This is a genomic window from Novosphingobium sp. RL4, assembly GCF_035658495.1.
Classification (GTDB): domain Bacteria; phylum Pseudomonadota; class Alphaproteobacteria; order Sphingomonadales; family Sphingomonadaceae; genus Novosphingobium.
Window position 1 is genome coordinate 3457624 of record NZ_CP141944.1, and the last position, 23128, is coordinate 3480751.

Here is a 23128-nt window from a genome sequence, read left to right on the forward strand (position 1 = left end):
GCTTTTTCCTTGCCGGCTACTTCAGCACCAGCGGCAGCCCCGCCGCGACCAGGACGGCATGATCCACGGTTGCCGCGACCTGCTGGTTGAGCCGCCCCGCCTCGTCACGAAAACGCCGGCCCAGCGAGGTCTCGGGGACGATCCCCATCCCGACCTCGTTCGCCACCAGCACCAGCGGCTTGGGACAGTCGGCGATAGCCCGGCACAGCGCATCGAACCGCGGCTGCAATGCCGCTTCCGCCAGCATGAGGTTCGACAACCAGAGCGTCAGGCAATCGACCAGCACGGCGTCGGCTTCCCCTGCCGCCTTCCCGATCGCCTCGACAAGTTCCATCGGCGCCTCCAGCGTCGACCAGCGCGGACCGCGATCCTCGCGGTGCCGGGCGATCCGCGCCTCCATCTCGTCATCGAGCGCCTGCCCGGTGGCGATGTAGACCAGGCGGCCGGGAACCCCCTCGACCAGGGCCTGCCCGTGCCGGCTCTTGCCCGACCGCGCGCCCCCGAGAACGAATGTACTGGTCATGCGCGATACTCCGTAAGGGCCAGCAGGCCGTCGATATCGAGATGGCGCTCCATCCCGGCTGCCAGTTCGTCGAGCGCGGCATCGACACCGGCTCCATGATCGCGCCGGTCGCTTTTCGCGCCGAGGCGCGCAAGCAGTTCGGCGCGCAGATCGGTGGAGGCGAGCAGGCCGTGGCAGTACGTTCCCATCACCATTCCGCTTGCATCGACAGCGCCGTCGGCCCGGTTGCCGCCCAGCATGGCGAAAGGTTCGGCCCGGTGTCGTTCAGTCACCCCCAGGTGCATTTCAAACCCGGTCAGCGGCTTGCCCAGCGCGGTGCCGGAAACCTCGCGCAGGGCCTTGCGATCCCCGAGCACGGTCGTCACGTCGAGCAGGCCCAGACCGGCGATCTCGCCCGCCGCGCCCTCGATACCGAGCGGATCGGCGATGCTGCGCCCCAACATCTGGTAGCCCCCGCAGATCCCCAGGACCATGCCCCCGCGCCGGTGATGGGCAAGCACGTCGATGTCCCAGCCCTCGGCCCGCAGGAATGCCATGTCCGCCATCGTCGCCTTGGAGCCCGGAATCACGATGAGCGCCGCTTCGGCCGGAATCGGCGTGCCGGGCGGGATCATCGCCACGTCCACGCCGGACTCCTGCCGAAGCGGGTCGAGGTCATCGAAATTGGCGATACGCGGCAGGATCGGGCAGGCGACGAGCAGCTTGCCCCCAGCGCCGCCGAGCCCGCGTTCGAGCACTACGGCGTCCTCGCTCGGCAACCGGCCGACCGCGCCGGCCCAGGGCATGACTCCGTAGCCGCGCCAGCCGGAAAGACGCTCGATAGCGGCGTAACCATCTGCGAACAGCGCCGGATCGCCGCGAAACTTGTTGATGAGGAAGCCCCGGATCTGTGCGGCATCGTCAGGCTCGATCACCGCCCGCGTGCCTGCCACGGCCGCGATCACCCCGCCCCGGTCGATATCGCCGACCAGCACCACCGGCACCCCGGCCTCACGCGCGAAGCCCATGTTGGCGATGTCCCCGGCGCGCAGGTTGATCTCCGCCGGAGAGCCCGCGCCTTCCACCACCACGAGATCGCAGCGCGCCTCAAGCCGGCGATAGCTTGCCATGACTTCGGGCAGCAGGGTCCGCCGCGCCTCCCGGAAATTGGCGCTGCCAAGCGTGCCGCGCACCTCGCCGTGGACGACCAGCTGCGAGGTTCGGTCCGCCTGCGGCTTCAGCAGGACCGGGTTCATGTCGACATGGAGCGGCGCCCGCGCGGCCAGGGCCTGAAGCGCCTGCGCCCGCCCGATCTCCCCGCCTTCCGGCGTGACGGCGGCATTGTTGGACATGTTCTGCGGCTTGAACGGCAGGACCCTGAGCCCGCGGTTGGCCAGCGCCCGGCACAGCCCCGCCACCATGACCGACTTGCCCACGTCCGAGCCGGTTCCCTGCAACATCAAGCCAGCCATGCCACTCCCAACGCGATAATTCCCAGCAAGGCGCAGGCCCTGCGATAAATGCCCAGCGCCCGGCGCAGATCGCGCGCGCCCGCTTCCCGGCCCTCCTCCCCGATCCAGGGCTTGGCCGCAAGCACACCGTCGTAGATGATCGGCCCGGCGAGCCGCACACCCAGCACGCCCGCCATCGCCGCCTCCGGCCACCCGGCATTGGGCGAGGCATGGCGTCCGTGATCGCGCGCCATGCCTCGCCACCCGCCGCCACCGGCGAGACAGATCAGCACCCCCGCCAGCCGCGCCGGAATCAGGTTCGCCGCATCGTCGATCCGGGCCGCCGCCCAGCCATAGGCACGCAGCGGCGGCTCGGGATGGCCGATCAGGCTGTCCGCCGTGTTGATCGCCTTGTAAGCCCAGCCCCCCGGCACACCGCCCAGCAGCAGCCAGAACAGCGGCGCGGCCACACCGTCGCAGAAACTCTCGGCAAGGCTCTCGATCGCGGCGCGAACCACGCCCGCCTCGTCGAGCCCTGCGGTATCACGGCCGACGATCATGCCGACCGCATGGCGGGCCTCGGCCAGATCCCCTGCCTCCAGCGCGGAGAGAACCGGGCGAACGTGATCGTCGAGACTGCGCGCCGCGAGTGCCGGCCATGCGAGGATAGCCAGCAGCAGCCAGGCCCAGTCCCCCGCCATGCCGCGCACGATCCAGACGATGAACGCGGTGCCCGCCCATACCATGCCGATCAGGCCGAGCATCGCCGCAAGCCCTGCGATCCGGCGCGCCATGTCGGACCAGTCCGCCCGGTTCAGCTTCCGCTCGCAGCCGGTGATGACCCTTGCGAAAAGGCCCACGGGATGGCCGATCAGGCCGTAGAGCCGCCCCGGCCAGCCCAGCCCGCCTTCCAGCACCATGGCCGCAAAGCCCACCGGCTCGATCACGCCAGCGCCTCCCCGAGCCGGTCAAGCGCGGCGGGATCGGCGGGCACGCCCAGCCGCACCCAGTCGGGATGTTCCGCGAAAGGCCGCACGAGAATGCGCGCACGGGCAAGCCGCTCGAACAGCGCCTTGCCCTCGCATCCCGTCACCAGCCGGAATAGCGGGCAGTCACCCTCGGGCGAAAGGCCGTGACGGCGCAGCACCGTATCGAGCGCCGCGGCGCGGACCGGAAGCTGGCGCCGCGTCTCGGCGATCCACGCACTGTCGCCATAGGCCGCCTCGCCCAGCGCCAGCGCGGCCGAATGCACCGGCCAGCTACCCAGCATCTGGCGCAGCAGCATCATGAGCGCGGGCGGGCCGAGCACGAAGCCGAGCCGCAATCCCGCAAGCCCGAAGAACTTCCCGAACGAGCGCAGCACGATCATCCTGAAGCCGGGTGCCACCGCGCCGGCTACGCTGGCCTCGGGCTGACAATCCGCGAAAGCCTCGTCCACGATCAGGAATCCGCCCGCCTCGTGGATGTGCCTCGCCCATTCGATGACCGCTTCGGGCGCGCGCAGCACGCCGTCAGGGTTGTTCGGATTGGCCATGACGAAGACCTCCTGCCCCCGTGGCACTTCGCCGAAGTGTGCCGGACGCGACGGGAAGAACGCCTCCTTGTGCGTGCGATAGGCCGGAACGAGCGCCCGGCCCGGCAGCGCCAGCGCCTTTCCGAGCAGGCGCAGCGCGGTTTCGCTGCCCGGCACCGCACAGCACAGGCCGGGCTCCACGCCGAAATGGCGGGCGGCGGCAGCTTCGAGGCGGGCCAGCGCATCGGGATCGGGCAAGGCGGTCCAGTCTACCGGCGCCTGCGCGGGCCAGGGCGATGGATTGAGGCCCGTGGAAAGGTCCAGCCAGTCCTCCGGCGCGCCGCCGTAGAGTCTGGCGGCCTCGCTCACCCGGCCGCCGTGGAACATGAAGGCGCCGCTCATCGCACCACCACCAGTGCGAGGAGCAAGGCGGTTTCCACCACTTCGATCCCGGCCCCGTGCCCGTCCCCGGAAATGCCGCCGATCCGGCGTTTCAGCCACCAGCCCCACGCCGGAACCGCAAGGAACACCGCCAGCAGTGCGGGCGCGACCAGCAGCCCGGCGGCCAATGCCGCCACGCTCCAGCCGATGACATGGCCCCAGCCGACGGCGCTGCGAAACCGGCTGCCGAGCCCTTCGTGCAGCGGCGGCAGCGTGAGCGTCCACACCAGCGGTGCGATACGCGCAAGCGGCGGGACAAGCACCAGCGCCCACACCGCTCCGCCCACCTGCCCCGTCATCTGCCCCGCCATGTGCCCTGCCGCCAGCGCGTGAAGCAGGACCAGCTTGGCAAGCAGCTGGAGCACCACCGCGACCACCGCGAAGCTGCCGACATGAGGGTCCGCCATCACGGCGGAAATGCGCGCCCGGTCCTTGTGCGCTGCGCCCGCGCCGTCGGCAACGTCACCAAGGCCGTCGAGATGGAGCGCGCCGGTTATCGCGGCCCAGCCGGCCAGGCCGAACAGCGCCGCCAGCCAGGTGTCGCCGGTGTACATGCCCAGCCGCCACGCCGCCGCCACCGCCGCGCCGACCGCCAGCCCCGCCACCGGGAACCAGCGCATGGACCGCGCGAAATCACCGGCATCGGCCTGGACCGCCGGAAGCGGCAGCCGGGTCAGGAACTGGAGCGCGAGGACCAGCCCCCTCATGCCGGCTTGCCGCTGTCGAGCGTGATGATCTGCGCGGCGGGCAGGTTCTCCCCCGGCCAGATGCGCAGGCTGACGAGCGCGCCATAGGGCAGTTCGAATGCCCAGACCTGCCGATGGTCGAACCCGAAAAGCACCGAAAGAGCCGCCCGCATGGCGCCGCCATGCGTGAGGATCAGGCTGGCGCCGTCGATCCCGGTCAGCGCCTCGCCGACGCGGGCACAAAGCTGCGACCAGCGCTCGCCGCCGGGCGGGGCATGGGCTTCCGGATCGTCCCAGAACCGTGCCTGCACCGCCGGATCGAGCTGCTGGGGGGCAAGGCCGTCCCATTCACCGAAATCGATCTCGCGCCAGCGCGGATCGCGTTCGTGCGGCAGGCGGCGGCTGACCGCGATCTGCGCGGCAGGAATGCTGGACCGGCGCAAGTCCGAAGAGATCACCCGATCGAACGCCAGCCCGCCCGAACGCGTGACGCAGCGCGCCACGCCCGCCGGGGTCGGCGCATCGTCGCGGTGGCCGAGCAGCAGGCCCGGCTCCTGCGGCGCCCCATGCCGCATCAGGTGGACGAGGATCCCGCTCACGCCTGCGCCGTTTCCGCGTCCCTGCCCGCATTTTTGCCCGCAACCGCCGCTTCGGCGAAAGTTGCCATGCCATTGTGCGCGGCGAGCGCCGAACGCACGATCTGCGCCGCCACCGCCGCGCCCGAGCCTTCGCCCAGCCTCATGCCCAGTTGAAGCAAAGGATCGAGGCCGAAACGATCGAGCAGGCGGGCATGGCCCGCTTCGGCCGAACAGTGCGCGGCAAGGCAGTGCGCCAGAAACGCGTCATTGTCGGCGAGCAGCGGCGCCATCGCCGCGCAAGTGATGAACCCGTCGAGCAGGACCGGCACCCGCAAGTGCCGCGCCGCCAGCACCGCGCCCGCCATGGCGGCGATCTCCCGTCCGCCGAGACGGCGCAAGGTCTCGAAGGCGGTGCCGCAATGCCGGCCGTGCAGCGAAAGCGCGGCCGCCACCGCCGCGGCCTTGCGCGCCAGCCCGTCATCGTCGAGCCCGGTGCCTCGCCCGATCCAGTCCGCCGCCTCGCCCCCGAAGACCTGCGCGGCGAGCGCGGCGGCAGGCGTGGTGTTGCCGATGCCCATCTCTCCCACGAACAGCAGTTCGGTATCCGCCGCTACCGCAGCCGCACCGGCGTTGAGCGCGGCCAGGCAATCCGCCTCGCTCATGGCGGGCAGGCAGGTGATGTCGCCGGTCGGTCGGTCAAGATCGAGCGGAACCACAGCAAGTTCGGCCCCGCAGGCCGCGGTCAGCGCATTGATCGCCGCGCCTCCGGCTCGGAAGTTGGCGACCATCTGCACCGTCACTTCGGGCGGATAGGCGCTCACCCCGCGTGCGGCGACGCCGTGGTTGCCTGCGAAGATCACGGCGCGGATCAGATCGGCGCGCGGACGTTCGCGGCCCTGCCAGCCGGCCATGAACACCGCGATCTCCTCCAGCCGGCCGAGCGAGCCCAGCGGCTTGGTCAGTTCCGACTGGCGCGCGCGGGCGGCCTCGGTAGCCGCCGCATCGGGCGCGGGAAGCCGGGCGAGTGACGCCGCGAAGGCGGCAGGATCGGCGAAACGGATCATGAGCAGATGAAACCTTCAGGCGGAGTGCGGGTGATGAAGTGGCCCTTCACGCCCTGCGGCCACTCCCGATAAGGCACCTGGCCTTCCTCGCTGGCGGCATGGCGTACGGCATATTCGAGGATCGCACGGGCAGCCTGCTCGTCCGGCGCGAAGTCACCCAGCACATAGCCGAGCTTGCCCGGCGCCCGGATCGCCACGGTGCAATGGCGCTGGCAGGCGAAGAGGCAGGGCATCTCGTGGACGGCAACGCCCTGCAGGTCGGGCTCCGCCGCCTGCACGTCGCGCATGGCCTCGGCCAGCAGCGCACCGCCGCGCTGGCCGTTTTCGTCATCGCGTGTCTCGGCGGAGTGGCGGCATGTGCTGCACACCAGCACGGCGGGACCGGGTTCGACGGGGCGCAGCATCAGAACCGGCTCCTCAGCCCGAGGTACAAGGTGCGGCCGAGCGTGCCGTAGCCGCTCACGGTCTCATAATTCTCGTTGCCCACGTTTTCGATACGTCCTTGAAGAATCAGGCCTTCCCTGACCTGCCACTGCGCGCGCAGGTCCACCAGCCAGTAGTCGCCGAGCATGGCGGTGCCGGTGGCGGCGTTGTAGCTCTCGCCCGAATAGCGCGCGGCCACGCTGGCGCGCAGGCCCTGCGGCAGGTCCACGCCGGCCTCGGCATTGGCGAGGTGCCGGGGCACGCGCTGGAGCTGGCGGCCGTAAGTGCTGCTGCCCGCTGTACGGTCCTCCGCCTCTATCAAGCTGTAGTTGCCCTGGGCGAAGAGGATTCCCCATCTGGCCGAAGCCGCCAGTTCCAGCCCGCGCGCGTGGCTCGCCTTGACGTTGGCGTAATAGCCGAAGCGCGATGTCGTGGTGCCGGGAACGTAGCACACGTCCGGCAGGGCGCCGCTGGTCGGGCAATAGGCGAAATCGATCAGGTTGTCGGTGTCCCGCTCGAACCAAGTCGCGGAAAGGCGCAGCACTTCGCCGAAACCCTGTTCCGCGCCCACTTCCCAGCCCCTGGCCTTCTCGGGCCTGAGATCCGCCGCGCCATAGAGGCTGAACAGCTGATAGAGCGAGGGCGCCTTGAAACCCTCGTCATAGCTGGCGCGCAGCACCGTGGCGCCGGCGTTGGGCGTATAGACCGCGCCCGCGCTGAACACCGTGCTGCCGCCGAAGCGCGACTGGTGATCGTAGCGCGCGCCCCCGTTGAGCGTCAGCCCGGCCAGCGGTGTCAGGCGCAGTTCGCCGTAGACGCTGTCCGTATCCGCCGTGGTGGGGGTGAGAACATAGGCCGCCGTGCTGTTGGAGGGCGAGGCGGTGGTCATCCGCTGCTCCTCGCGCTCGGCGCCGAACACGACCTGCACCTCGTCCGCGAACGCGTAAGTGCCCTGGTACTCGAAGCGGCGCACGCGGCCATGGGCGTCGAAGGTGATGGGGCGGATCGTCCGCGCGGGGTCGTAGTTCTCGCGGTCGGTCTCGGTCTGGAGCACGGCGACGCGGTTGGCCAGCCTGCCGCCCGCCAGTTCGAAATTGAGCCCGGCATAGCCCGACCATTCCCCGGTCCGGCCATAGGCCCGTGAATCGCCCGAGGTGCCGTCGAAATCGTTCTTCGAATCCGACCAGTAGCCGCGCAGGTCCAGCGAGACGCCCGGCGCAAGGCGGAAGGTCATGGTGCCGCTTGCGGAACTGCGCCGGTAGCCATCGTCCTCGGTGCCGTTGGAGCGGGCCGAGATGCCGTCGGTGGTGAAGCGGGAGGCCGAAATCCGCCAGTCGATCGCCTCGGAGGTGCCTCCCATCCCGGCGCGGGCCGAAACGGTATCGTGGGTTCCGGCCTCCAGCGCGAAGCTGCCTTCCAGCGGCTCGGTGGGACGGCGAGTGCTGACATTGACGACCCCGCCGATGGCATCGCTGCCCCACAGGATGGACTGCGGGCCGCGCAATATCTCGATGCGGTCGATATCGTCGACGAACAGGTTGGCGAAACCGTATCCCCCCGCCGTCGAGGAGGCATCGGACAGGCGCATCCCGTCGATCACCATGACGGTCTGCCCGGCATCGGCGCCGCGAATGCGCAGCGAGGTGGTGGTGCCGTAGCCACCGTTGCGCGACAGGCTGATGCCGGGCGTGCGCAGCAGCGCGTCGGTCAGCGCGATGGGCTGGGCGGCGACGATCTGCGCCTCGTCCAGCACGGTGACAGTATCGGCCACGCGGTCGGCCGCAACCGGCGTGCGCAGCGCGGTAACGACGATGCGCTCGCCGGAGGACGCGGCATCGGCCTCCTCGGCCAGCGCCGCGAGAGGGTGACAGGCCAGCGCAAGAGCAAGGGTGCTGGCGGCGGGTATTCGGCAGTTCACGGCATGTCCTTCAAGCGAGCGTCGAACCCGGCCGGGTCGGCACTCACGCGAAAGGCGGCAGTCGTTCGGCAGGCGACGACAGGCCCTTTCGCGCCGGGAGCCGGCACGGCAGTGGCTGTCGTTGCGCGAGGATAGCCCCGTTCGCCCGGCTCACCCTGTCCGGTCGAAGAACGACTGCGGCAGGCAGGTCTCCTGGCTCACGGGTCAATGCCGTTTCGGCCGCCTTCTCAGGGATTTGCACCCCCAATGGCGAAATGGCCGCACGGCTCTCCGCTTACAGTTGCAGGGGCAGCCCGGGTCTTGAACCCGCGTTCCCTTTTGATCCCCTCGCGGGGAACCTGTCGCAGCGGCGGCCCTATCGGGTGGCGGTCTGGCGTGCAAGAGCGCGCTGCTTGCGCAGCCTTGCGAAGTGCCATAGGTCCGGCCGCCGGAAGGGGGGAACCGAACCATCATGCACCACTGCCGAGCCTTTCCGTCCGGGCGATATCCGTGCCTCCGCGCGGTGGCTGCCCGATGACCGCCTGCCCCGCCCTGCTCGTCGCCGCGCCGTCCTCGGGACAGGGCAAGACGCTGGTGACCGCCGCCCTCGCCCGCCGCCATGTCCGTGCCGGGCGCCGGGTGCGGGTGTTCAAGTGCGGGCCGGACTTCCTCGACCCGATGGTCCACGAGATCGCCAGCGGCGCGCCCGTCCACCAGCTGGACCTGTTCATGTGCGGCGAAGACCAGTGCCGCGCGCTGCTGCACGAAGCGGCGCTGGAGGCCGACCTGATCCTTGTCGAAGGGGTGATGGGCCTGTTCGACGGCACCCCGTCCTCCGCCGACCTCGCCCGGCATTTCGGCCTTCCGGTGATGGCGGTGATGGATGGTTCCTCCATGGCGCAGACTTTCGGCGCGCTCGTCCACGGTCTGGCGACTTACCGCGAGGATGTGACCCTCGCCGCCGTGCTCGCCAACCGCGTGGGCAGCGAACGCCATGCCGAACTGCTGGAACGCGGCCTGAAGGAAGGCGTGCAATGGCTCGGCGCGATGCGACGCGACGAGGGTGCCGGCCTGCCCGAACGTCATCTCGGACTGGTACAGGCCGGTGAAGTCCCCGATATCGAAGCGCGGATAGACCGCGCCGCCGATCTCCTGCCCGAAAGCGCCCTGTGGCTGCCGGAACCGGTGTCCTTTCCGGCCGCGCCCCGCTGCGCCGCTCCGCCGCCCTCGCTGGCGGGCCGGCGCATCGCCGTGGCCCGGGACGAGGCGTTCGGGTTCATCTACCCGGCCAACCTCGCCTTTCTCGAAAGCGCGGGCGCCCGGCTGTCATTCTTCTCGCCCCTGCGCGACACGGCGCTGCCGGAATGCGACGCGCTCTGGCTGCCCGGCGGCTATCCCGAACTTCACCTCTGTGCGCTCACCGCGAACCGGACGATGATCGGGGCCATACGGGAGCATTTCCTGGCCGAACGCCCGATCCTCGCCGAGTGCGGCGGCATGCTCTACGCCTGCGAACGGCTGGAGGACGCATCAGGCACGAGTGCGCCGATGCTGGGCCTGCTGCCTGCGCAGGCCAGGATGCAGCCCCGGCTTGCCGCACTGGGCATGCAGGAAGCCGAACTCGGCGGCCACGCAGTCCGCGGCCACACGTTCCATTACTCCATGCTGGAAACCGGCCTTGAACCCGCAGCGCTCGCCCGCACGCCGGACGGGCGCAAGGGCGAGCGGATATTCCGGCAGGGCTCGCTCACCGCGAGCTACATGCACTTCTATTTCCCGTCGGCGCCGGAACTGATCGCGGCACTTTTCGGCTAGGCAATCGCCGGCAGCTTCGCGAGATGCTTGTCCAGCGTGATCGGATAGTCGCGAATGCGGACGCCCGTCGCGTTGTAGACCGCGTTGGCCACTGCCGCCCCCACGCCGCAAAGCCCGAGTTCGCCCACGCCCTTGGCCTTCATCGGCGAGACCTTGTCGTCCGCCTCGTCCAGGAACACCACTTCCTGATGCGGAATGTCGGCGTGGACCGGCACTTCGTATCCGGCAAGGTCGTGGTTGACGAAGAAGCCGAAACGCTTGTCCACCGCCAGTTCCTCCATCAACGCGCCGCCCACGCCCATGGTCATCGCGCCGATCACCTGGCTGCGCGCGGTCTTGGGGTTGAGGATGCGCCCGGCCGCGCAGACCGCCAGCATTCGCCGCACGCGGACTTCGCCGGTATAGGAATCCACTGCCGCTTCCACGAAGTGCGCGCCGAAGGTCGATTGCTGGAACTTCTTGGCGAGATCCCCCCACTGCATCGTCTCTTCGGCAACGAGTTCGCCCGATTTCGCGGCATCGGCCAGCCGTGCCGAACGGTTGCCCGCGCGAATCTCGCCATCGGCGAATTCGGCCGCCTGCGGGTCCATGCCGAGTTGCTGCGCCGCCATCTCGCGCAGCTTCGCGCAGGCCGCGTAGACCCCCGAAGTCGCGCTGTTGGCGCCCCATTGCCCGCCCGAGCCCGCCGAGGCCGGGAACGAGGAATCGCCCAGCTTCACGCGCACTTTCTCCACCGGCAGCCCCATCATCTCCGCCGCGGTCTGGGCGATGATGGTGTAGGAGCCGGTGCCGATGTCGGTCATGTCGGTCTCCACCGTGACCATGCCGTCACCCGACAGGCGCACGCGTGCCGCCGAAGTCATGTTGATGTTGTTGCGGAACGCCGCCGCCACGCCGAGCCCGACGAGCCAGCGCCCGTCACGCACTTGCGCCGGTCTGGCGCTGCGCCGGTCCCAGCCGAAACGCCGCGCGCCGTCCTCGAGGCAGCGCACCAGGTTGCGCTGCGAGAACGGCCGCTCGGGATGCTCGGGATCGACCTGCGTATCGTTGAGCACGCGGAACTTCACCGGGTCCATGCCCAGTTTCTCGGCCATCTCGTCCACCGCGATCTCCAGCGCCATGAGCCCCGGCGCCTCGCCCGGCGCGCGCATGGCGTTGCCTTCGGGCAGGTCGAGTTCGGCCAGCCGCAGGGCGGTGAGGCGGTTCGCACCGGCGTAGAGCAGCTTGGTCTGCTGCGTCGCCCCTTCCGGCCCGCCGCCGGGCAGATCGCCGGACCAGCTTTCGTGGCCGATGGCGGTCAGCTTGCCGTCCTTCGTCGCGCCGAGGCGGATACGCTGGATCGTCGCCGGACGGTGCGTGGCATTGTTGACCATGAACGGGCGCGGCAAGGCGATCTTAACCGGCCTTCCGCAAGCCTTGGCGCCCAGCGCGGCCATCACCGCATCGGCGCGCAGGAACAGCTTTCCGCCAAAGCCGCCGCCGACATAGGGAGACATCACGCGCACCTTCTCCGGCGGCATCTTGAACGTCGCCGCCAGTTCCCGCTTGTTCCAGGCGATCATCTGGTTCGAGGTCCAGAGCGTGAGCGCATCGCCTTCCCACCAGGCGATCGTGGCAAACGGCTCCATCATCGCGTGGTTGTGATCGGGCGTGGTGTAGGTCTGGTCGATCTGCACGGGAGCCGCGGCGAAAGCACCCGCGAAGTCTCCGGTGTGGGTATCGGCATCGTTGCCGGTCAGCGGCTGGGCGCCCGGCTTCTCCTTGGCGAGATCGAAGCGTCCCGCCGCGCGCTCATACGTGATCCGCACCGCATTGGCGGCAGAGCGCGCCTGTTCGAAGCTTTCCGCCACCACCACGGCAAGGGCCTGGTGGTAATGATCGATATTGGGCCCGCCCAGCAGCTTGGCGGTGTTCATGCTGCCCTTGCCCAGCGGCTGCGCGTTCTCCGCCGACACGATGGCCAGAACGCCCGGCATCCGCCGCGCATCGTCCGCGTTGAACGTGGCGATACGGCCCTTGGCGATCCCGGCACCGATCACGAAGCCATAGGCGGGCTTGCCCGGCACCTCCCGGTGCTCATAGGCATAGGGCGCCTGTCCGGTGGTCTTGAGCCTGCCGTCCACGCGGTCGACGGCCTTGCCGATCACCTTCATCGCATCGATGGGATTGGTGCCTGCGGGCGTTTCGAACTTCATGCCCTGTTCTCCGCGATGAGAGCCGCCAGCGTGCGCTCGGCCAGCGTGATCTTGAAAGCGTTCTCGTGCGTGGGGCGAGCGCCTGCGAAAGCCGCGCGTGCCGCCGCGCCGGCACCGGCAGGCAATTGCGCATCGGCAGCCTCCACCCGCCACGGCTTCGGCGCAACGCCGCCGAAGGCGACCCGGCCGCTGCCGTCCGCTTTCAGCACCGCCGCTACCGAGACGAGCGCGAAGGCATAGGAAGCACGGTCGCGAACCTTGTGGTAGAAGTGGCTGCCGCCGATCGGGGCGGGCAGGGTCACGGCGGTAATCAGCTCGCCGGGCTGGAGCGCGTTCTCCACATGCGGGGTATCGCCGGGCAGGCGGTGGAATTCCGCCACCGGAATGCTGCGCGTCTTGCCGCCCGCATCGACGGTTTCCACCGAGGCATCGAGCACGCGCAGGGCCACGGCCATGTCGCTGGGATGCGTGGCGATGCAGGCGTCGCTCGTGCCGATCACACCGAGCTGGCGGTTGACGCCGCCGATCGCGGCACAGCCCGAGCCGGGCCGGCGCTTGTTGCAGGCCTGGTTGGTATCGTAGAAATAGGGGCAGCGCGTGCGCTGGAGCAGGTTGCCGCCGGTGGTCGCCTTGTTGCGAAGCTGGCCCGATGCCCCCGCGACGATGGCCCGCGTCAGCACGCCGTAGTCCTTGCGCACCCTGCGGTCCGATGCCAGCGCGGTATTGCTGACCAGCGTGCCGATGCGCAGGCCGCCGTCCTTCGTCTCCTCGATTCGGTCCAGCCCGAGGTCCTGCACGTCGACCAGATGGGTCGGCGTCTCGATCTCCAGCTTCATCAGGTCGAGCAGGTTGGTGCCGCCCGCGATGAACTTCGCGCCCTTGTTCGCGGCGACGGCAGCGGCGGCAGCGGCGGGCGTCCGCGCCCGCTCATAAGTGAAGGCCCTCATGCTTCGACCTCCGCGCCGTGGGTTTCGGCGATCCGCACGCCCGCCACTTCGGCCATGGCCTCGGCGATGTTGGAATAGGCGCCGCAGCGGCAGATATTGCCGCTCATGCGTTCGCGCATTTCAAGCGCGGTAATCTCCGGCGCGCTGCCGACATCGGCCTGCACATGGCTGGGAACCCCCGCCCTGATCTCGTCCAGCACCGCCACCGCAGAGCAGATCTGTCCCGGCGTGCAATAACCGCACTGGAAACCGTCGTGCTTGACGAAGGCCGCCTGCATCGGATGCAGGCCATCCGGCGTGCCGAGCCCTTCGATCGTGGTGACTTCGTCGCCTTCGTGCATGACCGCCAGGCTCAGGCAGGAATTGATGCGCGTGCCGCCCACCAGCACCGTGCAGGCACCGCACTGTCCGTGGTCGCAGCCCTTCTTGGTGCCCATCAGGCCGATATGGTCGCGAAGCGCATCGAGCAGCGTGGTGCGCGTATCGAGCATGAGCGCCTGCGGCTTGCCGTTGACCTTGAACGTGACTGCCATCGACGGGGGCTGCTGTGCCATGGGTGCCGCTCCTTCCGCGACGGAAGGAATGGCGGAAATTCCGACGCTTGCCGCGCCGCCCGCCAGAACCGCCCGTCTGGATACCTCGAAATGCGCCGTTTCGCTCATTGCCCGTCCTTTTCGCACCATGGGGACGCATGACCGTCCATCTGGCACGATAACGCACAGGCGCGCCAAACGGCACTGCGCTAAATCGCATGCCGTCATGAACGGGGCTCATGATCAACTGTTCCCGAGGGGCGTCCCGGGGGGCGAGGTGCCTAGGCCGCGCGGCCGCGCAGGAGCGAGGCCAGCAGGCCCGCTCCGCCCGCCAGCAGCAGGACATCGATCAGCAGCGATCCGCCGCCGGGCAAGGCCGCCGCGCCGTGGATCAGGGCCAGCATCGCCAGCAACCCCGCCAAGGCCCAGCGCCAGCCCCGTGCGAGCCGGGGTCCGGAAACCGACCTTGCCAGCGCCGAGGCCACTATCGACAGGACGGTGAGCCCCAGCCATGCCTGCGGAAGTGGCGCTTCGGGCGCGAATCTCGCCAGCAGCGCGGTCATGGCGAGGATCGCGGGCTGCCCCCAGCAGACGGCGGCCCAGATCCGCTCCCACTGCGGCGCGGGACGGCCCCGGTCGCGGCGACGGGCGAGCCAGATCGTCACCCCGCTCGACGTCACCACGCAAAGCGCCGCGCCCAGCAAGGCATAGGCGATCCGCACCGGCAGTCCGCCGTACCAGCCGAAGTGCAACTGGCCGATACCGCCAAGGATGCGGGTTCCGGTGGCGATGTCTTCGGGATGCTCCTGCGCGATGGCCTTGCCGGCGGCATCGAAGCGGGTCTCGTCCTGCTGGACCAGAAGCCGGTCCCGTCCGCCGTGAACCGCAATGCGCATGTCGGCGCGGCCGGGCCGTTCAACCACGACGCTCTGCGGCCGGGCCTCGGGCGAATGCGCGCGCGCCTCGGCCATGAGGGCAGCGATATCCGGCAGCGGAACGGCGCGCGTATCGACGGGGGGCGGCGCATCGAGGAACAGTTCGTAGACCTTCTTCATCCCGCCTTGCGGGTAGAGCAGCAGGGCCAGCACCGCGACGATGATGGTGCTGAGGCCCAGCAGCGCCCCGGTCAGTGCCAGGGTGAAGTGGAAGGGCAGCGCCCAGATCCCGAGCCGGTTGTGCAGATCCGCCTCCTGCAGCCGCCGCGAACCGCCGAGGCGCAAGTGGAAGGCATCGCGCAGGACGCGCGGATGGGCGAGAATCCCCGAAACCAGCGAGGACAGCAGCGCCACGCCGGTCAGCCCGACGATGAACTCGCCCCAGCTTCGCGGCAGGTGCAGGTTGACGTGAAGGTGGATCAGGAACTCGGTCCAGACCGCTTCGAGCCGCGAAAGCGAACCGTCCTGCGCCACCGCCCACTTGCGCTCGAACGTCGGGCTATAGGCGACCAGCGTGCCCCCCTCGCTGGCGGCGCTCGGCAGGGTCAGGTACAACGCGGCGTCGGCGGGCGTCTCCTTCGCGCCCTCGGCGATGGCGCGTGCGGCAGCCCGATCGCTCAGGCTCCGCGCCACCGGCGTGGCGGGAACTTCCCAGCGTTCGAGATCCGGCGCAAGGACGGCCACGGTCCCGGTCACGCAGACGAGATAGATCACCGCCGCAAAGGCGAGGCCGAGGATCGAATGGCTGCTGAGCACCGAACGCACCGTCTCGGGCGAGATCGGCCAGCGCCACTGTTTCTTGCGGGTATTGCTCATCACGAGGCTCCCAGATGGGCAAGGCCGAAGCCGATCACGCTGGTGCCCACCAGCACCGCCGCGGCGCGCAGGATGCGGCGGTCCGCGAGGGTCCAGGTCATGGCAAGGCCCCAGAGCACCGGCATCAGCAGCCCGCCCAGAACGATCCGGGTCCGCGGGTCACCCGGCAGGTAGACGGTCACGCAGAAGGCCACCGCCATCGCCGCGGTCATGCCGAGCGGCCCGGCCAGCAGCGTGCGCAGGGCGCCGCGCCAGAAGCGGCCCGGTTCCTCCAGCGGTTCGGGCGCGGTGTCCGCCTCGCGCAGGCGCGCGGCCTTGCGCCGGACCCGGCCCAGCCAGATCACGACGAGCGCCCCGATGCCTTCCATGACGAGCGCCAGCGCGGTTCCCTTCACCGGGCCGATCGCGAATGCCGCCGCCAGCAGGAAGCCGAGCAGGACGAACCAGCCCCCGGCCACCAGGCCGAGCGCCGAACCGTCACGCCGCAGCCACGAGCGCCGCAGCAGGAAGGCGCCGGACGCGCCCCCCGCCATCAGCAGGAGGCTTGCCGGCCAGATCACCAGTGGACCCCGGCGCCCAGGCCGAAGGTCTGCGGCTCACCCAGGATCGCCTGGTGGATCGCCGCATATTCGTACTGCTTGTACTTCTCGTTGAAGATGTTGCGGGCGAAGACGAAGAGCGACCAGTTCCCGGTCTCGTAGCCGAGCTTGCCGTTCACCACGGTACGGGCCGAAACCTTGTACTGCGCCTGGTCCTGCCCGACCCCGGTATAGACCGAGGTGCGGTAATTGGCGTTGACGTTCGCGGTGAACCCGCCGCCGAACTGCGCGTTCGCGCCGCCCGAAAGCGTCCATCGCGGGGCATAGGGGAACTGCGTGCCCTGGAGATCGACCGTGCTGGTGGCGCCCGTCGGCAGGGTGAAATCGTCGAACCGGGTGCGAACGTGCCCGACCGAGGCATAGAGATCGATACCCGTCGCCACGGCGGCGTTCGCCTCCACCTCGAACCCGTAGAGGTGCGATCCCGCTGCGTTGACGGTGTTGTAGTCATAGGCGTTCAGCCCGAAGTAGGCGGTGACCTGCTGGTCCTTCCACTCCATGTAGAAGAGGTTGGCGTTGAGCGTCAGGCGGCCGCCCAGCCACTTGGAGCGCAGCGAGCCTTCGTAGTTCCAGCTGAATTCGGGATCGTAGGGCACCAGTTCGGCGCGCGCCGGGTTCTGGCTCGACCCGCCCGAGCGGTAGGCCCGCTGCACTGTGAATGCGGTGGTGAGGTCGGGCGTCCAGTCCATGCTGATCCCGGCCTTGGGCAGGAAAGCGTTGAACGTGCGGCTGTTGGAGGCCAGCGGCGAGGAAGCATCGGAAACGAGGCCGAGCACGCCCTGGTTGATGACCGAGATGACCGGCGCATAGGCCGTGCCCATGAAGTTCACGTCCGGCAGGGTGCCGTTGAAGGCGGCCACGGTCTCCGCCGCGTAACGGTTGCGCTCGTGATCGAAGCGGAAGCCTCCGATCAGCGTCAGCCGGTCGGTCAGCTTGAAGCGGGCATCGCCGAACAGGGCCATCGTCTCGACCTTCTCGGGCTGCTCGGCGCTATAGGCAACCGGGATGACCGGAAGCTGGGCCGCATAAGCCGTAGCGATGGACTGCGCGGTTGCCGCGTTGAAACCGTTGGCTTGAAGCAGCCCCGCGATCGTCGCGGTCGGCGTGGCGATGTTGACGCGGCTGTTCTGGTCGATCGCGCCGGTGCGGCGATAGTACCACGCGCCCAGCAGCCCGCTCAGCCGTTCGTCCTCGTAATTGAGGCGCAGTTCCTGCGTCAGCGTCCTGTAAAGGTAGCGGTTGTCGATCGCCTGGATATCTTCCGGCGTACCGTCGGTGTCGATCACCGAGTGGACCTTGGAACGGTTCCACGAAGTCACGCTCGACAGCTTGAGCCCGCCTGCCAGCGGATAGCTGAGGTTCAGCACCGCCAGATCGCTGTCGATCTTGCCGCGGCTGGGCTGATCGCCGGTCGAGATGCGGTGATCGAAGTAGTCCGGCACGTCGGTCCGCGAATATTCGTAGAGATAGCCGCCGTCGCGCCGCACGCGGTTATAGCTGGCCACCGCTTCGAGACCGGGAATCGCGCTCGGCGTCCACATGACCTTGCCGCGCAGGTTCAGCGATTTCAGCGCGTCGTCATAACCGCCGCGCGTGACGTTGCGCACCAGCCCGCGATCCGCCCGCCGCTCGGCCGAAAGGCGCACGCCCAGTTCGTCCCTGATGATCGGACCGCCGATCGCGGCGGAGAAAGTGCGATCGTCATGCTCGGTCCAGAGCACGCGCGCATCGCCGCTCCAACGGTCGAGAGCAGGGTTCTTGCTGGTGATGACGATACCGCCCGCCAGCGCATTGAGCCCCTGGATGGTGGACTGCGGCCCCCGCAGGACTTCGACCTGCTGCACGTCCCACATGTCGGTCGGGCCACCATAGAGCGCCCACTTGGGGATCGGCGCGCCATCGACGTAGACGCTCGCCGCATCGGCCTGACCGCCGGCGCCCACGCCGGTATTGCTGACGCCGCGAATGGTGAAGCCCGACGAGCCATAGGTCTCGGAAAGGTTCGCGGTGCGGTTGTAGACGTCCTGAATGGTGATCAGGTTTTCCCGCTCGATCTTCTCGGATGTGGTGACGGCGATGCTGGTCGGCGTCTCCTGAAGCGTGCGGGCGCTCTTCTCGCCGGTGACGATGATGTCGTCAGGCCCGGAAACCTCGTCGACCGGAGCGCCCTGCGCGTGGGCGGGAACGGCGAGCGCAGCCATGGCGACGCTCGAAAGCAATGCGGAAAACCTGAACATGAAACCCCCTGTTCCTTCGCGCGGGGGCATAGATTTCATCGATATTGCGAGTCAATCGCATTCTCATTTTACCACGCCGCATTTTCCGCGACATGTCCGGCCCGGGTCTCGCCGCGCCGCGCGGAGACCACGAGGCCGGGCGAGCGCACGAATGCCCCGGCGATGAATTTGTCGACGCGGCGGCGCTATCGATGCGATTGCGCAAATTTAACAAGCAGATTCCGTGATATATTGTTGAATAAGCGGCGTGTTTACCCCGTCGTAACCCTACCCGTTATCGTTTGTTAGTACGCAGGCGGTACTCTTTCATCCCGTCACAGGGGGCGCGGGCCATGGTGCCGATTGAAAGTATACTTTCGCCGAACAGAAAACTGACCAGCGCTCGCCGCGCCTCGGTTCATCTCGTTCAGGCGGCAAGCGCGGCCGGTGCCGTGGCCAGCATCTTCACCGAGCGCGCGGTGTCGCATGGCTTCGCCGCCGTTGCGGCGATCGGCGCGATTGCCACTCTTGCCGTCGGCATCCGCTACGGACGCCGCGCGGTGGCCGAACTCGATTCCCACCTCAAGCTGATCGACGAAGCCGGAGAGGCCCGGCGCCAGCTTGAGGAACTCTTCGCGATGACCGACATGCTACAGGCGGCGGAAAACCACGAAGATGCCGGCGCCGTCCTGCGGGCAAGCGCGGAACGCCTGCTGCCGGGCTTCAGCGGCGCGCTTTACGTCTTCAACAATTCCCGAGACCGGCTGGACCTGGCCAAGTCATGGAGCCGGAGCGAGGATTTCGAGCCGCCCTGCACGCTGTTCCCTGACAATTGCTGGGCACTCAAGCGTGGCAAGCCCCATATCAACGACGCGCGCAGCGGCACGCTGTGCTGCCTCCATCCGATCGGCGGCAGTTCCACCATCGAAGTGCCGATGATGGCGCGGGGGCAGGTATTCGGGCTGCTGGTGTTCGCCAGCGAGGCGCCGGACGCGCTCGAACGGCTGACGGACCTGCTCCGCGTGGCACGCGCGCTGGCGGATTCGATGTCGCTCGCGCTGTCCAACATCACCTTGCGCGAAAAGCTGCGCACGCAGTCCCTGCGCGATCCGCTGACGGGGCTCTACAACCGCCGCTACATGGAAGACGCGCTCGAACGCTACATCAGCCTTGCCCAGCGCACCGGCACGGCAACCTCGGTGCTGATGATCGACCTCGACAACTTCAAGCGCCTGAACGACGATTACGGCCACGCCAAGGGCGATGCGGTTCTGCGCGACGTTGCCGGACAACTGGTGGGAACGCTGCGGCCGTCCGACGTGGTGGCCCGCTACGGCGGCGAGGAACTGCTGGTGATCATGCCCAAGTGCAGCATCGACAATGCCGCCGCCAAGGCCGAAATCCTGCGCAAGCGGATCGAGGGCCTTTCCGAGATCCATGCCGCGCAGATCAGCGCCTCTTTCGGTGTGGCCGCCGTGCCCGAAACGGCAACCGGCGCCGCCGACCTCGTACCCATGGCCGACAATGCGCTCTACGCCGCCAAGCAGGCCGGCAAGAACCGCGTCGTCATCGCCTCCCGCCGCGGCAAGGCCGAGGACAAGAGCGCCCTGCGCCTGACCGCCTCGGCCTGATCGCCGCCATCTACCTGATAGCCACCACCTGAAAGCCGCCGCCCGGTCCTGTCCTGTCCCGGACACGAAAAAGGGGCCGCATCGCTGCGGCCCCTTCGTCTTTTCGGGTCCTGAAAGGCCGATCGCGCCGCGATCAGTCCTCCTTGAGGAACGCCGGCAGGTGGTCGGGATCGCCGCCGCCGTTGCCGCCATCACGCGGACCACGGGGACCGCGATCGCCGCGCGGGCCACGATCGTTGCCGCCACGGCCGCCGTCACGGCGCGGACCACGACGGTCACCGCCGCGATCGTCGCGGGGACCACGATCGCCGCGCGGTTCGCGCGGTTCGCGGGCCGGACGGGTGTCTTCCAGCTCGGCACCGGTTTCCTGGTCGACGACGCGCATCGACAGGCGAACCTTGCCGCGCGGATCGATCTCGAGGACCTTGACCTTGACTTCCTGGCCTTCCTTCACGACGTCGGTCGGCTTTTCGACACGCTCGTTCTTCATTTCGGAGACGTGGACGAGACCGTCCTTGCCACCCATGAAGTTCACGAAAGCGCCGAAGTCGACGATGTTGACGACCTTGCCGTTGTAGATCTTGCCGACTTCCGCTTCCTCGACGATGCCGAGAATCCACTTCTTGGCGGCTTCGATCTGGGCGATGTCGGACGACGAGATCTTGATCACGCCTTCATCGTCGATGTCGACCTTGGCGCCGGTTTCGGCGACGATCTCGCGGATGACCTTGCCGCCGGTGCCGATGACGTCACGGATCTTCGACTTGTCGATCTGGATCGTCTCGATGCGCGGGGCGTGAGCCGACAGTTCGGTACGCGAGGAACCGAGGGCCTTGGTCATTTCACCCAGGATGTGCGCGCGGCCGGCCTTCGCCTGCTCGAGCGCCTTGCCCATGATTTCCTTGGTGATGCCGGCGATCTTGATGTCCATCTGCATCGTGGTGATGCCGAGTTCGGTGCCAGCCACCTTGAAGTCCATGTCGCCGAGGTGATCCTCGTCGCCCAGGATGTCCGAGAGGACGGCGAAGTCTTCGCCTTCCAGGATCAGGCCCATGGCGATGCCCGAAACCGGACGGATCACGGGAACGCCCGCGTCCATCATGGAAAGGCAGCCGCCGCAGATCGTCGCCATCGAGGACGAGCCGTTCGACTCGGTGATGTCCGACAGGATGCGGATCGTGTAGGGGAAGTCTTCCTTGGCGGGCAGCACCGGGTGCAGCGCGCGCCATGCCAGCTTGCCGTGGCCGATTTCGCGGCGGCCCGGAGCGCCGAAGCGACCCACTTCGCCGACCGAGTAGGGCGGGAAGTTGTAGTGCAGCATGAACGACGAGTACGACAGGCCTTCGAGGCCGTCGATCATCTGCTCGGCGTCCTTGGTGCCCAGCGTGGTGGTGCAGATCGCCTGCGTTTCACCGCGGGTGAACAGCGCCGAACCGTGGGTGCGCGGCAGGAAGCCGACCATCGATTCGATGGGGCGGACCTGGTCGAGCTTGCGGCCGTCGATACGCTTGCCGTCCTTGAGGATGGCGCCGCGAACGATTTCCGCTTCCAGCTTCTTCATGGTCTTGATGGCGACCATCTGCGTCTGCGGCGTTTCGTCCGAGAAGGCTTCCTTGGCCTTGGCACGGGCGGCGTTCAGCGCATTGGCGCGGGCCGACTTGTCGGTCAGCTTGTAGGCGGCGGTAACGTCCTTGCCGACGGCCTTCTTGAGCTTCGCCTTGATGTCGGCGGTATTGTCCGACAGGTCGATTTCCCAGGGGTCCTTGGCGGCCTGCTCGGCGAGGTCGATGACAAGGTTCACGACCTTGCGGCATTCGTCATGCGCGAACATGACGGCGCCGAGCATCTCTTCCTCGGTCAGTTCCTTGGCTTCCGATTCCACCATCATCACGGCGTTGCCGGTAGCGGCGACGACGAGATCGAGGCGGCCATCGGCCAGCGCGGCGGTCTGCTTCGGGTTCAGCGTGTATTCGCCGTCGACGAAGCCGACGCGGCAGGCGCCGATCGGGCCCATGAAGGGCACGCCCGAGATGGTGAGAGCGGCCGAAGCGGCGATCATCGCAACGATGTCGGCCTCGGTTTCGCCGTCATAGCTCAGGACCTGGCAGATGACGTTGATTTCGTTGTAGAAACCTTCGGGGAACAGCGGACGGACCGGACGGTCGATCAGGCGGCTGGTCAGCGTTTCCTTTTCGGTGGCGCCGCGTTCGCGCTTGAAGAAGCCACCCGGGATGCGTCCTGCGGACGAAAACTTTTCCTGGTAGTGCACGGTCAGCGGGAAGAAGTCCTGGCCTTCCTTCACCGACTTGGCGGCGGTAACCGCGCAGAGCACGACCGTTTCGCCATAGGTGGCGAGGACCGCGCCGTCAGCCTGACGGGCAACGCGGCCGGTTTCCAGAGTGAGCGTCTTGCCGCCCCACTCCATGCTTACGGTTTTGACGTCGAACATAAGAGGTTTTCCTCAGCCCACCGGCCCTATTGCACGGCGGGGTTTACTGCCGGGTATGCCGTCCCGGTCCGGTATGGAGCCGCTGTGGGGCCCCTGGGTCTGCCGCCGAATTGCGGACCGACCCCTGATGCAAGAAGCGGCCCGCTAGGGGCCGCCTCCCGTTAGTCTTACTTACGCAGACCCAGCTTCTGGATCAGGGCGTTGTACCGCGCGACGTCCTTCTTCTTCAGGTAGTCGAGCAGCGAGCGGCGCTTGTTGACCATGGCCAGCAGACCGCGACGCGAGTGGTTGTCCTTGTGGTGAGCCTTGAAGTGCTCGGTCAGGTTGCGGATGCGCTCGGTGAGGATCGCGACCTGAACTTCCGGGCTGCCCGTGTCGCCAGCGACGCGTGCGTTGTCCGAAATGATGTCCTGCTTCTTTTCAGCGGTAACCGACAT

At 68.2% G+C, this 23128-nt stretch carries 19 protein-coding genes and 1 riboswitch; of the genes, 2 read left to right on the forward strand and 17 right to left on the reverse strand.

Annotated features, from left to right (window positions below):
• Positions 1 to 16: 16 nt before the first annotated feature.
• Genes cobU through U9J33_RS16635 form a run of 9 tightly spaced genes read right to left on the reverse strand, consistent with a single transcriptional unit; the run spans position 17 to position 8576 of the window.
• Positions 17 to 523 carry a bifunctional adenosylcobinamide kinase/adenosylcobinamide-phosphate guanylyltransferase gene (cobU, locus tag U9J33_RS16595; protein ID WP_324696808.1) on the reverse strand — a complete coding sequence of 169 codons (507 nt, stop codon included), beginning with the start codon at positions 521 to 523 and terminating at the stop codon, positions 17 to 19.
• On the reverse strand, positions 520 to 1974 hold the full coding sequence (locus tag U9J33_RS16600; protein WP_324696810.1) for a cobyric acid synthase: 1455 nt from the start codon (positions 1972 to 1974) through the stop codon (positions 520 to 522). The genes cobU and U9J33_RS16600 overlap by 4 nt, the downstream gene beginning before the upstream one ends.
• Entirely contained in the window at positions 1962 to 2900 is a 939-nt protein-coding gene (cbiB, locus tag U9J33_RS16605) for an adenosylcobinamide-phosphate synthase CbiB (RefSeq protein WP_324696812.1), read from the reverse strand. The genes U9J33_RS16600 and cbiB overlap by 13 nt, the downstream gene beginning before the upstream one ends.
• On the reverse strand, positions 2897 to 3868 hold the full coding sequence (locus tag U9J33_RS16610) for a threonine-phosphate decarboxylase (RefSeq protein ID WP_324696814.1): 972 nt from the start codon (positions 3866 to 3868) through the stop codon (positions 2897 to 2899). Before U9J33_RS16610 ends, cbiB begins: the two co-directional genes overlap by 4 nt.
• The gene (locus tag U9J33_RS16615) at positions 3865 to 4614 is read right to left on the reverse strand and encodes an adenosylcobinamide-GDP ribazoletransferase (protein ID WP_324696816.1); all 750 of its coding nucleotides are present in this window, start codon (positions 4612 to 4614) and stop codon (positions 3865 to 3867) included. The genes U9J33_RS16610 and U9J33_RS16615 overlap by 4 nt, the downstream gene beginning before the upstream one ends.
• Positions 4611 to 5192 (reverse strand): histidine phosphatase family protein, encoded by a 582-nt coding sequence (locus tag U9J33_RS16620; RefSeq protein ID WP_324696818.1) that lies wholly within the window; start codon positions 5190 to 5192, stop codon positions 4611 to 4613. Before U9J33_RS16620 ends, U9J33_RS16615 begins: the two co-directional genes overlap by 4 nt.
• Positions 5189 to 6235 carry a nicotinate-nucleotide--dimethylbenzimidazole phosphoribosyltransferase gene (cobT, locus tag U9J33_RS16625; protein WP_324696820.1) on the reverse strand — a complete coding sequence of 349 codons (1047 nt, stop codon included), beginning with the start codon at positions 6233 to 6235 and terminating at the stop codon, positions 5189 to 5191. The genes U9J33_RS16620 and cobT overlap by 4 nt, the downstream gene beginning before the upstream one ends.
• Positions 6232 to 6639, reverse strand: coding sequence for a DUF1636 domain-containing protein (locus tag U9J33_RS16630; protein WP_324696823.1), 408 nt, complete (start codon positions 6637 to 6639; stop codon positions 6232 to 6234). The genes cobT and U9J33_RS16630 overlap by 4 nt, the downstream gene beginning before the upstream one ends.
• Positions 6639 to 8576, reverse strand: coding sequence for a TonB-dependent receptor plug domain-containing protein (locus U9J33_RS16635; protein WP_324696825.1), 1938 nt, complete (start codon positions 8574 to 8576; stop codon positions 6639 to 6641). The genes U9J33_RS16630 and U9J33_RS16635 overlap by 1 nt, the downstream gene beginning before the upstream one ends.
• A 164-nt stretch (positions 8577 to 8740) precedes the next feature.
• Positions 8741 to 8933: riboswitch (cobalamin riboswitch) on the reverse strand.
• A gap of 156 nt (positions 8934 to 9089) precedes the next feature.
• On the opposite strand from U9J33_RS16635, the gene U9J33_RS16640 reads away from it, so the two are divergent.
• The gene (locus tag U9J33_RS16640) at positions 9090 to 10370 is read left to right on the forward strand and encodes a cobyrinate a,c-diamide synthase (RefSeq protein ID WP_324696827.1); all 1281 of its coding nucleotides are present in this window, start codon (positions 9090 to 9092) and stop codon (positions 10368 to 10370) included.
• Here U9J33_RS16640 and paoC read toward each other — a convergent pair.
• From paoC to U9J33_RS16670, 6 genes are all read right to left on the reverse strand, one after another.
• Positions 10367 to 12565 (reverse strand): aldehyde oxidoreductase molybdenum-binding subunit PaoC, encoded by a 2199-nt coding sequence (gene paoC / locus U9J33_RS16645; RefSeq protein ID WP_324696829.1) that lies wholly within the window; start codon positions 12563 to 12565, stop codon positions 10367 to 10369. The genes U9J33_RS16640 and paoC overlap by 4 nt on opposite strands.
• The gene (locus U9J33_RS16650; protein ID WP_324696831.1) at positions 12562 to 13512 is read right to left on the reverse strand and encodes a xanthine dehydrogenase family protein subunit M; all 951 of its coding nucleotides are present in this window, start codon (positions 13510 to 13512) and stop codon (positions 12562 to 12564) included. The genes paoC and U9J33_RS16650 overlap by 4 nt, the downstream gene beginning before the upstream one ends.
• Positions 13509 to 14174, reverse strand: a complete 666-nt coding sequence (gene paoA / locus U9J33_RS16655; RefSeq protein ID WP_324696833.1) for an aldehyde dehydrogenase iron-sulfur subunit PaoA — start codon at positions 14172 to 14174, stop codon at positions 13509 to 13511. Before paoA ends, U9J33_RS16650 begins: the two co-directional genes overlap by 4 nt.
• A 152-nt stretch (positions 14175 to 14326) precedes the next feature.
• On the reverse strand, positions 14327 to 15796 hold the full coding sequence (locus tag U9J33_RS16660) for a PepSY-associated TM helix domain-containing protein (protein ID WP_324696835.1): 1470 nt from the start codon (positions 15794 to 15796) through the stop codon (positions 14327 to 14329).
• On the reverse strand, positions 15796 to 16356 hold the full coding sequence (locus U9J33_RS16665) for a hypothetical protein (RefSeq protein WP_420719847.1): 561 nt from the start codon (positions 16354 to 16356) through the stop codon (positions 15796 to 15798). Before U9J33_RS16665 ends, U9J33_RS16660 begins: the two co-directional genes overlap by 1 nt.
• Positions 16353 to 18632 carry a TonB-dependent receptor gene (locus U9J33_RS16670; RefSeq protein WP_324696837.1) on the reverse strand — a complete coding sequence of 760 codons (2280 nt, stop codon included), beginning with the start codon at positions 18630 to 18632 and terminating at the stop codon, positions 16353 to 16355. Before U9J33_RS16670 ends, U9J33_RS16665 begins: the two co-directional genes overlap by 4 nt.
• A 332-nt stretch (positions 18633 to 18964) precedes the next feature.
• On the opposite strand from U9J33_RS16670, the gene U9J33_RS16675 reads away from it, so the two are divergent.
• Positions 18965 to 20242 carry a sensor domain-containing diguanylate cyclase gene (locus tag U9J33_RS16675; protein ID WP_324696839.1) on the forward strand — a complete coding sequence of 426 codons (1278 nt, stop codon included), beginning with the start codon at positions 18965 to 18967 and terminating at the stop codon, positions 20240 to 20242.
• 133 nt (positions 20243 to 20375) lie between these two features.
• On the opposite strand, the gene pnp is transcribed toward U9J33_RS16675, so the two are convergent.
• On the reverse strand, positions 20376 to 22691 hold the full coding sequence (gene pnp / locus U9J33_RS16680) for a polyribonucleotide nucleotidyltransferase (protein WP_054437972.1): 2316 nt from the start codon (positions 22689 to 22691) through the stop codon (positions 20376 to 20378).
• 167 nt (positions 22692 to 22858) lie between these two features.
• Positions 22859 to 23128, reverse strand: coding sequence for a 30S ribosomal protein S15 (rpsO, locus tag U9J33_RS16685; protein WP_021232261.1), 270 nt, complete (start codon positions 23126 to 23128; stop codon positions 22859 to 22861).

Bases quoted from the DNA above. Each gene is read 5' to 3' on its own strand.
- cobU (WP_324696808.1), bottom strand. From the start codon at position 523: ATGACCAGTACATTCGTTCTCGGGGGCGCGCGGTCGGGCAAGAGCCGG.
- U9J33_RS16600 (WP_324696810.1), bottom strand. From the start codon at position 1,974: ATGGCTGGCTTGATGTTGCAGGGAACCGGCTCGGACGTGGGCAAGTCG.
- U9J33_RS16610 (WP_324696814.1), bottom strand. From the start codon at position 3,868: ATGAGCGGCGCCTTCATGTTCCACGGCGGCCGGGTGAGCGAGGCCGCC.
- U9J33_RS16615 (WP_324696816.1), bottom strand. From the start codon at position 4,614: ATGAGGGGGCTGGTCCTCGCGCTCCAGTTCCTGACCCGGCTGCCGCTT.
- cobT (WP_324696820.1), bottom strand. From the start codon at position 6,235: ATGATCCGTTTCGCCGATCCTGCCGCCTTCGCGGCGTCACTCGCCCGG.
- U9J33_RS16630 (WP_324696823.1), bottom strand. From the start codon at position 6,639: ATGCTGCGCCCCGTCGAACCCGGTCCCGCCGTGCTGGTGTGCAGCACA.
- U9J33_RS16640 (WP_324696827.1), top strand. From the start codon at position 9,090: ATGACCGCCTGCCCCGCCCTGCTCGTCGCCGCGCCGTCCTCGGGACAG.
- paoC (WP_324696829.1), bottom strand. From the start codon at position 12,565: ATGAAGTTCGAAACGCCCGCAGGCACCAATCCCATCGATGCGATGAAG.
- U9J33_RS16650 (WP_324696831.1), bottom strand. From the start codon at position 13,512: ATGAGGGCCTTCACTTATGAGCGGGCGCGGACGCCCGCCGCTGCCGCC.
- paoA (WP_324696833.1), bottom strand. From the start codon at position 14,174: ATGAGCGAAACGGCGCATTTCGAGGTATCCAGACGGGCGGTTCTGGCG.
- U9J33_RS16660 (WP_324696835.1), bottom strand. From the start codon at position 15,796: ATGAGCAATACCCGCAAGAAACAGTGGCGCTGGCCGATCTCGCCCGAG.
- U9J33_RS16670 (WP_324696837.1), bottom strand. From the start codon at position 18,632: ATGTTCAGGTTTTCCGCATTGCTTTCGAGCGTCGCCATGGCTGCGCTC.
- U9J33_RS16675 (WP_324696839.1), top strand. From the start codon at position 18,965: ATGGTGCCGATTGAAAGTATACTTTCGCCGAACAGAAAACTGACCAGC.
- pnp (WP_054437972.1), bottom strand. From the start codon at position 22,691: ATGTTCGACGTCAAAACCGTAAGCATGGAGTGGGGCGGCAAGACGCTC.
- rpsO (WP_021232261.1), bottom strand. From the start codon at position 23,128: ATGTCGGTTACCGCTGAAAAGAAGCAGGACATCATTTCGGACAACGCA.